The 12,600-nt window shown below is 31.6% G+C and carries 10 protein-coding genes; 3 read left to right on the top strand and 7 right to left on the bottom strand.

Annotation, left to right across the window (positions count from 1 at the left end; all coding sequences use genetic code 11):
- Positions 1 to 19: 19 nt before the first annotated feature.
- On the bottom strand, positions 20 to 466 hold the full coding sequence (locus ACH5TW_RS11100) for a single-stranded DNA-binding protein (protein ID WP_439336574.1): 447 nt from the start codon (positions 464 to 466) through the stop codon (positions 20 to 22).
- Positions 467 to 556: 90 nt separating this feature from the next.
- Positions 557 to 1,597: an A/G-specific adenine glycosylase gene (gene mutY / locus ACH5TW_RS11095; protein ID WP_439336573.1), complete on the bottom strand. Its 1,041-nt coding sequence runs from the start codon at positions 1,595 to 1,597 to the stop codon at positions 557 to 559.
- A 140-nt stretch (positions 1,598 to 1,737) separates the two neighbouring features.
- Between mutY and ACH5TW_RS11090 the strand changes: the two genes are divergently transcribed.
- Positions 1,738 to 2,028, top strand: coding sequence for an HU family DNA-binding protein (locus ACH5TW_RS11090; RefSeq protein WP_439336572.1), 291 nt, complete (start codon positions 1,738 to 1,740; stop codon positions 2,026 to 2,028).
- 352 nt (positions 2,029 to 2,380) lie between these two features.
- Positions 2,381 to 3,928: an Rne/Rng family ribonuclease gene (locus ACH5TW_RS11085; protein WP_439336571.1), complete on the top strand. Its 1,548-nt coding sequence runs from the start codon at positions 2,381 to 2,383 to the stop codon at positions 3,926 to 3,928.
- 64 nt (positions 3,929 to 3,992) lie between these two features.
- Here ACH5TW_RS11085 and ypfJ read toward each other — a convergent pair whose 3' ends face one another.
- From ypfJ to ACH5TW_RS11065, 4 genes are all read right to left on the bottom strand, one after another.
- The gene (ypfJ, locus tag ACH5TW_RS11080) at positions 3,993 to 4,895 is read right to left on the bottom strand and encodes a KPN_02809 family neutral zinc metallopeptidase (protein ID WP_439336570.1); all 903 of its coding nucleotides are present in this window, start codon (positions 4,893 to 4,895) and stop codon (positions 3,993 to 3,995) included.
- Positions 4,896 to 4,954: 59 nt separating this feature from the next.
- A complete protein-coding gene (locus tag ACH5TW_RS11075; RefSeq protein ID WP_439336569.1) occupies positions 4,955 to 5,992 on the bottom strand; it encodes an NADP(H)-dependent aldo-keto reductase in 1,038 nt (345 codons plus the stop codon).
- A gap of 275 nt (positions 5,993 to 6,267) precedes the next feature.
- On the bottom strand, positions 6,268 to 7,227 hold the full coding sequence (locus ACH5TW_RS11070; protein WP_439336568.1) for an OmpA/MotB family protein: 960 nt from the start codon (positions 7,225 to 7,227) through the stop codon (positions 6,268 to 6,270).
- Positions 7,228 to 7,251: 24 nt separating this feature from the next.
- On the bottom strand, positions 7,252 to 8,013 hold the full coding sequence (locus ACH5TW_RS11065; protein ID WP_439336567.1) for an exodeoxyribonuclease III: 762 nt from the start codon (positions 8,011 to 8,013) through the stop codon (positions 7,252 to 7,254).
- Positions 8,014 to 8,181: 168 nt separating this feature from the next.
- Between ACH5TW_RS11065 and ACH5TW_RS11060 the strand changes: the two genes are divergently transcribed.
- A complete protein-coding gene (locus ACH5TW_RS11060) occupies positions 8,182 to 11,628 on the top strand; it encodes a DUF8818 domain-containing protein (protein WP_439336566.1) in 3,447 nt (1,148 codons plus the stop codon).
- Here ACH5TW_RS11060 and ACH5TW_RS11055 read toward each other — a convergent pair.
- Positions 11,625 to 12,539 (bottom strand): M28 family peptidase, encoded by a 915-nt coding sequence (locus ACH5TW_RS11055; protein ID WP_439336565.1) that lies wholly within the window; start codon positions 12,537 to 12,539, stop codon positions 11,625 to 11,627. The two genes, ACH5TW_RS11060 and ACH5TW_RS11055, sit on opposite strands and share 4 nt — an antisense overlap.
- Between the last annotated feature and the right edge of the window lie 61 nt (positions 12,540 to 12,600).

Genomic DNA, 12,600 nt, shown 5'->3' with positions numbered 1-12,600 from the left:
AACATCGAACATATTATTATTAAAATGGAAGATCATCATTTTCTTCTGCAGCAGGTTCGCTAGTTGCCTTTTGGTTAGTAGCAGGTTTTTGAGCTACTGGAGCAGCAGAATCATTATTTTCACTTTCTTTTTTAGTTGATAGAAAAGTAAAATCTGTACATTGAATTTCGGTAGAATATCTATCGGCACCTTTATCATCTTGCCATTTTCTAGTTTTTAAGCGTCCTTCAATATAAACCTTATCGCCTTTACTTAAATACTTTTCACAAATTTCGGCACCTTTATTTCTAACCACAATATTATGCCATTCGGTATTTGAAACTCGCTCATTAGTTTGCTTGCTAACGTAAGTTTCATTTGTTGCCAAAGGGAAACGACCAACGCAGCCACCACCTTCAAAATAATGCATTTTCACTTCATCTCCCAAATGCCCAATTAGCATCACCTTATTTAATGTTCCAGACATAACTTTTGTTTTTTAAAGACAGCAAAAGTAAAGAATTGCTTTCCATTTGTTTAAAATTAATAAAAAAAAGTGATTTGCAACTAATCTATTCTAAAAATTAAAACTTTCTATAAAATTACCAATTAGTATTGGGACTGGGTAACCATGAATTTCATCAATTAATACACCTTTTTGCTTAATTTCTTCTACATTAATAATCCAAAATTTAGTATACAAATGCTGATGTGATAATTTATGAATAATTGCGTCCTTGTTATATAGCACTAATTCAAAAGATGCGTTACGTAATAAATCATGTTCAACAATTAAAGGTTGTAATAATGTTGCGTCTACTTCTTTTTCTGTTTCAACTAACGGAAACTGATATAAATTTCGCCAAATACCTTTTCCTTCTCGTTTCTCAAGAATAGTTTTTTCGTCCTTTGAAATAAAAACTAAAAAATTGAAATATTTCTTTTTCGCCTTCGCAGATTTAATTTTAACAGGCAAATCACTAATCTTATTTTTATTAAAGGCAATACAACCATTTTGAAACGGACAAACAGAACAATCTGGACTTTGAGGTTTACATTGCGTAGCACCAAACTCCATAATAGCTTGATTAAACTCTGCAGGGTTTTTATGATCAATTAATTCTTGAGCCAATTGTTTAAACTCTTTGGAGCCTTTTGATGAATTAATGGGCGTATCAATTCCAAAATAACGCGCTAACACTCTATAAACATTACCATCAACTACTGCTGTAACTTCATTAAAACAAATAGAAGCAATGGCACTTGCAGTATAATCACCTACACCTTTTAACTTTAATAAGTCTTTATAGTTGTTAGGAAATTCACCTTTTAATTCATTTGCTACATACTTAGCACTCGCATGTAAATTTCTAGCACGCGAGTAATAACCAAGTCCTTGCCAAAGTTTTAACACATCGCTTTCATTAGCAGTCGCAAGATCGAAAACAGTAGGATATTTAGTAACAAAAGCTTCATAATATGGTAAGCCTTGTTTCACTTGTGTTTGCTGTAAAATAATTTCAGATAACCAAATGTAATACGGATTATTCGTTTGCCTCCATGGCAAGACACGCTTGTTAATTGAATACCAACGAATTAGTGTTTTTGAAAATATCATTAATTGAATAAATAGGGTGAACAAAAATAAACGTTTATATTCTTAAATTTTAATGAATTAGGTTTGAAATATTGAATATTTAATTCCTATATTTGCATCCCTTTAAATTATAGATAGTAACCTAAAAATAAAATATTAAAATGACGAAGGCGGATTTAGTAGCGAAGATTTCTGATAAGTTAGGAATTGAAAAAGGTGATGTTCAAGCAACTGTTGAAACATTTATGGAAGAAGTAAAAACTTCTTTAGAAGGTGGTGATAATGTTTACCTAAGAGGTTTTGGAAGCTTTATTATTAAAACTAGAGCTGAAAAAACTGGTAGAAACATTTCTAAAAATACCACAATAAAAATACCTGCTCATAATATTCCTGCATTTAAGCCAGCAAAAGTTTTTGTTGAAGGCGTTAAAACAAATGTAGACGTTAAGTAAAACATTAAAATAAATTATTAATTTAAAAAACTCCAATGTATGCCAAGTGGTAAAAAACGTAAGAGACATAAGGTAGCAACGCATAAGCGTAAAAAACGTAGACGTGCTAACCGTCACAAGAAGAAAAAATAAACCACAAAAGAGTAGTTAGATTAACTACTTTTTTTGGTTTTAAAAACAAAACGTTCTTTGAAATGAGTTCATGAAAAAATTTCACACTTAGTTAAATAAGTGCTTTTTGAGCTCCACGGATTTAAAAAAATCCTGTGAAGTCTATTAATTAAGAAATTCGTTAATAGGTAAATAATGTATAATCCATCTGTACTTAATTGTATGGATAAAAATTAACTAAATGGATAAAGAATTGATCATTAGATCTAGTTCCGGAGAAGTTGATTTTGCCTTATTAAAAGATGGAAAACTTATTGAATTACAGAAAGATGAAGGAGTGAATAACTTTTCGGTTGGTGATGTGTTTATAGCCAAAATAAGAAAAGCTGTTCCTGGTTTAAATGCTGCATTTGTAAATGTAGGATATGAAAAAGATGCTTTTTTGCATTATCATGATTTAGGACCAAAACTTCCTTCTCTTTTAAAGTTCACAAAAAGTGTAAGCGCAGGTAAACTAAAAGATTTTTCTTTAAAAAATTTCCCATTTGAAAAAGATATTGATAAAGACGGAAAAATTTCTGATGTCTTAAAATCAAATCAATCGCTATTAGTACAAATAGTAAAAGAACCAATTTCTACCAAAGGCCCTAGAATAAGCTCAGAGCTTTCTATAGCAGGTAGATATATTGTTTTAGTCCCTTTTTCTAATCGTATTTCTATTTCTCAAAAAATAGAAGACAAAGAAGAAAAAGACCGATTAAAACGATTGGTAAAAAGTATCACACCGCAAGGTTTTGGTATTATTGTTCGTACTGTAGCACAAGGCAAAAAAGTAGCAGAGCTAGATAAAGATTTACAAAATTTGCTTAGTCGTTGGACGGCAATGTGTAAAAAGCTACACAAAGCACATCATCCTAGTAAAGTATTAGGAGAAATGAATAAAGCCTCGTCAATTTTACGAGATATATTTAATGACACCTTTACAGGAATTACTGTTGATGATGAAGAGCTTTACATTCAAATTAAAGATTATTTGCAAGAAATTGCACCAAAAAAAGAATCAATAGTAAAATTGTATCAGTCTAAAATTCCTATTTTTGAAAAATTTGGGATTGAAAGACAAATTAAAACCTCGTTCGGTAAAACCGTTTCTATGGCAAAAGGTGCGTATCTGGTAATAGAACACACTGAAGCACTACATGTTATAGATGTAAATAGCGGTAATAGATCCAATAAAGCCAACAGTCAAGAGGATACAGCATTAGAAGTTAATTTAATAGCAGCTACCGAAATGGCGCGTCAATTACGTTTACGTGATATGGGCGGTATTATTGTGGTAGATTTTATAGATATGACTAATGCCGAAAACAGGCAAAAACTTTTCAATCATCTTCGTGATGAAATGAAAGATGATAGAGCCAAACACAAAATATTACCTCCAAGTAAATTTGGATTGATACAAATAACAAGACAACGTGTTCGCCCAGAAATGAACATTAAAACACGCGAGGAAAATCCTGATGTGATTATTAATGGCTCTGAGGTTGAAGCACCAATAGGAATTGTGCAAAAAATTACACACGACCTTGACCAACTATTAAAAAAAGACTATAAAAAGCTGACTTTAAACACACATCCTTTTATAGCAGCCTTCCTAACAAAAGGCTTTCCATCGATACGTTCTAAATGGTTTTTAGAACACAAAAAATGGGTTAAAATATTACCAAGAGACGCTTACACGTACTTAGAATATCATTTTTTCGACAAAGATGGTAATCAAATTAAATAATTTAAAAAACCCGCAACTATTAAAGTTAGCGGGTTTTTTTCATACTTATAAAAAGATATATATACTATAATGACGTAGCATTAAATGTATCTCCTTGCGATAAATCGCCCGTTTCAAATCCTTTTTTAAACCATCTCATACGTTGTGCAGAAGTTCCATGTGTAAACGAATCTGGAACCACTCTACCTGTAGATTGTTTTTGTAATCGATCATCGCCAATAGCATTGGCAGCATTTAAAGCTTCTTCAAGATCGCCAGTTTCCATCATGCGAGTCATAGTTTGTGAATGGTGCGCCCAAACACCTGCTAAAAAATCAGCTTGTAACTCCAAACGCACTGAATATTTATTATATTCAACCTGAGTAACCTGTCCTCTTAATCGTTGTACTTTTTCAGATATTCCCGTAATTCTTTGAATATGATGACCAACTTCGTGAGCAATTACATAAGCCTGAGCAAAATCTCCTGGAGCATTCATACGACGTTCCATATCATCAAAAAAGCTTAAATCTAAATATAATTTCTCATCGCCTGGACAATAAAAAGGACCTGTAGCACTTGAAGCTGAACCACAAGCAGAAGATACTGAACCTGTAAAAAGCACCAATGTTGGTTCTCTGTAATTATCTAAAAGCTTATTCCATACATCTTCTGTATTTGCCAAAATTGTCGCGCTAAAATCTGCTAATTCTTGATCTTTTGCACTTGCAGTATATGGTGCAGAAGATTCGGTTTGTACTGCCCCACCACTTAGTAAAGTACTAATTAAAGACAAAGGGTTTTTACCCATTATTAAAGATATCACCAAAAAGGCCCCTGCAATATACAGTCCAACTTTTGAAAAAAGGATTTTAATCAATGGCCCTAATAACATAGGATTAAACCCGCCAATTCCTTGACCAGAACTACTTCTTTGCCCTCTACGGTCTTCAACATTAGAACTTTGCCTTTTACCTTTCCATTTCATATTAATATCTAATTTACAAGTTGTTTTTTATTTAGCTCTCCTAACAAATTCTCTAAACATTAAGAAGCCGGATTAGGAATTGTATCGTGTACTTCATTTATTTGAGACACAATCTCTTCGCTTAAAGTCACATTAACACTTCCTATATTCTCTTTAAGTTGCTCTAAACTCGTAGCACCAATTATATTACTGGTTACAAAAGGTTGTTGTGTAACAAATGCTAAACTCATTTGTGCTAAAGTCATATTATTATCTTCTGCAATTTTTAAATAGCGCTTTGCAGCTTCGGTACACTGCTCGCTACTATATCGTGCAAACCTTGGAAACAACTTTAATCTAGCATTATCTCCTGCAATACCTTTAATATATTTTCCTGAAAGCACTCCAAAAGCCATTGGAGAATAGGCTAACAAACCTATATTTTCTCGCAAAGACACTTCTGCCATATCGCCTTCAAAAACTCTGTTTATTAACGAATAGGCATTCTGAATGGTTATGAGCTTTGGTAAATCGTGTTTTTTAGATTCTTCCATATAACGCATGGCTCCCCAAGCTTTTTCGTTAGACATACCTGCATAACGAATTTTACCAGCTTTAATCTGTTCTTCTAAAGAATGAAGGACTTCATTAAAATTATCTTTCCATGGATCGTTTGGATTATGCTTATAATCTCGTACTCCAAAGGTGTTGGTTTGTCGCTCAGGCCAATGTAATTGAAACAAATCGATATAATCTGTTTGCAATCTTTTTAACTCATTATTTATAGCGTCGTTTATAGAGCTTTTACTAAAACCTGTAGTACGAATATGTGCTGTATAATCGCCAGGTCCAGCAATTTTTGATGCAATAACAACCTTGTCTCTATGACCAGTTTTCTTCAACCAAGTTCCAATAATTTTACTTGTAGCACCTTGTGTTTCAGCAGTTGCTGGCACTGGATACACTTCGGCTGTATCAATAAAATTAACACCTTGGTCAAACGCATAATCTAATTGTTCGTGACCTTGTGCTTCGGTGTTTTGATTTCCCCAAGTCATTGACCCTAAACATATTTTACTAACTTTTATATTGGTATTTGGTAATGTTGTGTATTTCATTTCTTGATATTTTTATCATTTCCACGAAGGTGGAAATCTTTTAAATTAAACCTTAGTTCTAAACTATGGATTCCTGCATACGCAGGAATGACAAGTCTACTCTATTTTTACATGAAGTGTAAATATAAAAAACCTTTTAGAAATACATATTTCTAAAAGGTTTTTTATACGTTAGCGATTGCAACGTAAAGCCCACAGTGAGGTACGAACGAGGACTTGCAATGAAAAGCGTTACCTGTTCCTGAATTAATTCAGGAACAGGTAACGCCCAAAGACTAATTATCGTTTAACAAACGAGATAACTCATCTAATTTAGGGGTTAAAATAACTTCAATACGTCTATTTGTTGCGCGTCCTTCTGGTGTATCGTTAGTTGCAATTGGTGCAAATTCACCACGTCCTGCTGCTGTTAAATTTTCGGCATTAATAGCGTCATTTTCTCTTAAAATATTAACGATAGCTGTGGCACGTTTTGTTGACAAATCCCAGTTACCTTTTAATTGTCCGCTACCTTGATAAGGTACATTATCGGTATGCCCTTCAATTAAAACAGCAATATCTGGATTGTCACCTAATACGCTACCTAATTGTTTTACGGCGCGTCTTCCTTCAGCACCTACAGCCCAACTTCCGGAACTAAACAACAGTTTATTTTCCATAGACACATATACTTTACCATCGCGCTGTTCTACCGTTAAACCTTTACCTTCAAAATCGGTTAAAGCTTTTGAAATAGCATTTTTCAATGCTGTCATAGCAGCATCTTTAGAAGCTATAACATTTTCTAATTCGGCTACGCGATTAGAACGTTCTTCTAATGCTCTTTTAAGTTTTTCTAAACGTGCATTTTCGGCAGCTAAGGCTTGTTCTTTAGCTTCTAACTGTGCCAATAATTCTCTATTTTTTTGTGAATTGGCAGCAATGGCTTTCGAGCTATTTTTTTCTAAAGCATCATAAGAGGCTTTTAAATTATCTAAATTAGATTTTGTTGCATTATAATCGGCTTGCAATTTATCGCGTTCTGCTAAAGCTTCATCATAAGCAGATTTTAATTGCTTTAATTCATTTTCGGCTGCTGTTTTTGCACTTAAAAGCGATTCATTATCATCAGAAAGTTTACGATTTTCTTTCTTCAAATTATTATACTTCGATTCTAATTCTTTATAAACTTTTGGTGAAACACAAGAAGCTAAAAGTGTAATTGACAAGGCTAGTAATGAAATTTTTTTTATCATTTTATTAAATTCTATTTGGGTTATTTAATTTTCTATTTCTACTAAAATAGGACAATGGTCGCTATGTACTGCTTCCGATAGTATAACGGCTCTTTTTATGTTTTCTTGTAAAGGTTTTGATACCATAGCATAATCTAATCGCCAACCTTTATTGTTTGCTCTAGCATTAGCACGGTAACTCCACCAACTATATTGCTGTTTTTCTTGATTTAAATACCTAAAGGAATCTATAAATCCGCTATCAATAAATTCCCCTAACCATTCGCGTTCTTCTGGCAAAAACCCTGAAACACCTTTCATTTTTGGGTTATGAATATCTATTGCTTCATGACAAATATTATAATCGCCACAAACTACCAAATTTGGTATTTCTGCTCGTAATTCATTTAAATAATTATGAATCATATCCATATACTCAAACTTATGTTGTAAACGTGCATCGTTAGTTCCAGATGGTAAATACATGCTCATTACCGAAACACCATCAAAATCTGCACGAATATTTCTTCCTTCGAAGTCCATTGACTCAATTCCTGTGCCATACTCTACATGATTAGGTTCTATTTTACTTAAAATAGCAACACCACTATATCCTTTTTTTTGAGCACTAAACCAATAGTTGTATTTATAACCAGCTTCAATAAAAACATCTAAATCTAATTGCTCTTTTAATGCCTTAATTTCTTGCAAACAAATAACATCTGGATTGGCACTTTTTAACCAACCTATAAAGTCTTTTTTTAATGCTGCTCTTATTCCGTTTACGTTATAGGATATGATTTTCATAGTTTATTTCTTAAAGTTTGAAAAGATTCTGACCTACGTCAGGATAGATTTGTTTTATATTAAAAACAAATCTAATTTTAGCTAAAATAAATAATGCTTTACTTTTACACTATTATTTTGATTGCCTTTTAACAAAATATTTTAAACTATTTACAGTTTAAGTACCTCATGAAGTATACACTAACTTTTATTGGTTTACTTATTGGTTTTAGCGTTTTTTCGCAAAATCAATCTTCCAATTATAGAACTATAAAAGTTGCTGTAAAAGATTCTATTTATATTGATAGTGTTAGTATTAATTCAAGTTCATTTTCAATTAAAAGAAATGATGAAAGTAATATAGATTCAACATTATATCATGTTGATTTTGGAAAAGCACTTTTAACTTTCAAAAAACATATAGAAACCGATTCTATTATTATAAACTACCTAAAGTTTCCAGATTTTTTAACAAAAACCTATAAACAGTTAGACGAAAGTATTATTGTAGAAAACACAAATAATCTTCAAAAACTATATAAATTATCGCAACGCAATAATACTAAAAACACGATTCCTTTTGATGGTTTAACAACCTCTGGAAGTATTTCTCGTGGTGTTACAATAGGAAATAATCAAAACTCTGTTTTAAATAGCGAACTAGATCTTCAAATTACAGGAAAACTGAATGATAAAGTATCGCTTCGTGCTTCTATTCAAGATGCCAACATACCATTACAAGAAAGTGGATATTCGCAACGTTTAGATGAGTTTGATCAAGTATTTATTGAGCTATTTAGCGATAATTGGAATATTCGTGCAGGCGATATTGATTTACAAAACAACAACTCTTATTTTGCATCATTTTCTAAACGTGTTCAAGGTCTATCGGTAAATTTAAATCTAGGTGAAGACGATAAAAAAACAAATTTGTTCGCCGCAGGCGCCATAGTACGAGGGCAATTTACAACTAGCCAGTTTACGGCACAAGAAGGCAATCAAGGTCCTTATAAATTACAAGGGCAAAATGGCGAATTGTTTGTGCTTATTGTATCGGGTAGCGAAACCGTTTATGTAAATGGTATTCCTGCAAAACGAGGTGAAGACCAAGATTATATTATTGATTATAATGCTGGAGAAATTATTTTTAATTCCACCTACCCCATAACTTCTGAAATGCGAATAACTGTCGATTATCAATTTAGCGAACGTAATTATTCTCGATTAGTTGCTTATGGTGGTGGAAATTTTGAAAGTGAAAAATTAAAAATAGGTGTTTCTGTTTATTCTGAAAACGATTCTAAAAACCAACCGCTTCAACAAAACCTCTCTGAAGAACAGGTTCAAATTTTAGCAAATGCAGGCGATGATAAAACACAAATGGTAGCATCTTCTGAAATTAAAGAAGCTTTAAATGAAAATAGAATTCTATATAAAAAAGAACTTATTAATGGTGTTGAAGCCTTTGTTTTTTCAAATAATCCAGATGATGAATTGTACCGAGTTACTTTTACACAGGTTGGCACAAATCAAGGCGATTATAATTTAAGTAACATTAATGCCATTAATAATATTTATGAATACGCAGGTGTTTTACAAGGAAACTACGCCCCAATTATTCAACTTGTTGCCCCTACAAAACTTCAAATTGCCGTTGTTAATGGTAGCTATAAGCCAACAGAAAAAACACAAGTTAATTTTGAAGCTTCGGCTAGTAAGAATGATTTGAATTCGTTTTCTAATTTAAATGATGATGACAACGATGGATTTGCCGGAAAATTAAATTTTGAACAACGTATTATTAAAAACGATAGTCTTTGGAGCATAAACGCTTTTTTTGATAGCGACTATATTAGTGCTAATTATAGAAATATTGAAGGTTTATATAGCCCTGAATTTAATCGTGATTGGAATTTAGATCCATCGAATATTAATGGAATAGGAACTAATTTAGGAAATCAAACACTTTTAAATTCTGGAATCCGAATGTTCCATCCTAAAAAAGGTAGTCTTGATTATCAATTTGAACATTTAAATTATTCTGATGGTTTTTCAGGAAATAGACATATTGCTAATGCAAATTTACTTTTAAACAAACTAAGTATTATTTCATATTCAAGTTTCTTAAATGCCAATTCTAACACCAATACCTCAACGTTTTTAAGATCGTATAATACGATTACTTATGGCATGAAAAAAAGTTGGATAGGGACTAAACTAGCTATTGAAGACAACGAGCAAAAAAATATTTCAACTCAAGAATTAACAGCTTTAAGTCAGAAATTTAAATCGTACGAACTCTTTTTCGGAGTTGGAGATAGCACCAAAGTTTTTGCAGAAATTGGTTATAAAAACAGAGTAAATGATAGTATTAGAAATAACGAATTACAAAAAGTAAACACCTCTAATACTTTTTATTTAAACTCTAAATTAGTTCAAAATAAGAATACAAATTTGTCGCTTTACTTTAATTACAGAACACTAGATAATGAAGACGAAACTATTGATACTTCAACTTCGCTCAGTACAAGTGACGAGCGTTCCATAAACTCCAGACTGCAATACAATCAAAAACTATTTAAACAAATTATACAGTGGAATACTATTTTTGAAACCAATTCGGGCACATTGCCACAACAAGATTTTACGTATGTAGAAGTTGAAGCTGGACAAGGCACTTACACATGGATTGATTATAACGAAAATGGTATACAAGAATTAGAAGAGTTTGAAATTGCACAATTTCAAGACCAAGGCAAATATATTCGTGTGTTATTACCAAATCGAATTTTTATAAAAACGCATCAAAACAGATTAAGTCAAACACTTACTATAAATCCATCACAGTGGTCTGTAAGCGATAAAAAAACGCAAAAATTTTGGTCGCATTTTTATAATCAAACCTCCTATTTAATAGATAGAAAGTTAAAACGAAACAATAATAGCTTTAATTTAAATCCGTTTGAAACCAATTTAGAAAACCAATTAGGATTACAATTAAACTTTAGAAATGTCTTGTTTTTTAATCGTGGAAAACAAAATTACACAACGTCTTACACCTATTTATCTAACACTTCTAGAAACATACTATCTATTGGCTTTATTGAAAATAGTTTAAAAAGCCAGCAATTAAATTTTAACCATAAACTAGCTGAAAGTTGGTTGGTAAATCTTCTTACTGCTTTTGATACAAACGAAAGTATTAGCGAAAATTTTGCTAGCAAAAATTATAACTTTGAAGAAAGCCGTTTTAACCCAAAATTATCCTATTTATTTAACGATAATTCTCGTTTTGATATCTTTTATCAATATGCTTCAAAAGACAATACCATTGGTAGTTTAGAATCTTTAAAACAACAAAAGTATGGCGCTTCCTTTTCATTTGCTAACAAAGAAAAAGGTGCCATAAATGGTGAATTTAATTTTTTCTCTAACACATTTACAGGTAGTGCAAATACGCCTGTATCATACCAAATGCTAGAAGGATTACAACCTGGAAAAAACTTTACTTGGAGTTTATTGGCACAAAAAAAACTAACCAATTTTCTTGATCTTAACTTAACCTATTATGGAAGAAAAACCGAAACTAGCCAAACCATTCATACAGGTTCTGTTCAGTTAAAAGCTTATTTTTAAATTTTAGAATTGTCTATTTTTTCAAAAATTGAAATAATACCTTTAACAGCTTCTATATAAAATTCAGGATGAATATTTTCATAATCGTCTGTTGGTTCATGATAATCTTTATGGTCTTCAACTCCAAAATATAAGAAAGGAATCCCTTTTTTATAAAAATTAGCATGATCTGAAGCATACACCCAATTCTCTAAACCATCATATCCATCGTGTCCTAAAATAATTTTTATCTTTTCTGATTGCTTGACATTTTCAATAATATGTTTAAATAGTTTATTTATTGAAGCACCAACAGCAAATAATTCATTTTTATCGCTACGACTAATCATATCTAAATTAAGGTTTGCCTTAATTTGTTTTAACGGCACCACTGTTTGATTTACAAAATATTTAGAGCCTTGTAAATCTAACTCCTCACCATCAAAAGCTGCTAAAATTACCGAATGCTTTGGTGGATACTTTTTAAAATATTCAGCAAAGGCAAATAAGGCACTTATACCCGAAGCATTATCATCTGCGCCATTAAATATCTCTCCGTTTTTTATACCTTCATGATCGTAGTGCGCACTAATAACAATATATTCGTTAACTAATGCTGTTCCTTTAATAAGCCCTAAAACATTTGTTCCGTTATATTGTTTTCTATGGTTTATAAATGAAAAATGTTGCTCGTAAGATTTATTTATAGGTAAAACATCTAACTTAGAAAATTCATTAATAATAAACTTCTTAGCTCTTACTGCTCCTTGAGTACTGGTGCGTCTACCTTCATATAAATCTGAAGACAATGTTTTTAAATTCTGAAGTAGAGCTGCTTCACTAAAAGAAACAGTTTTTTCTTGAGTTAATGTTTGTCCGCTAATCTCAAAAAAAGAGAATAACAGAAAAAGACAAATTCCTTTTATATACATTAAAATAATTTAGATACTAAAGCTAAACAAAAAATCCCATACAAAATGTATGGGATTTTAA

The sequence above is a fragment of the Thalassobellus sediminis genome (assembly GCF_044386045.1).
GTDB classification, from domain to species: Bacteria; Bacteroidota; Bacteroidia; order Flavobacteriales; family Flavobacteriaceae; genus Thalassobellus; species Thalassobellus sediminis.
This window is presented reverse-complemented; position numbering and strand designations above follow the sequence as displayed.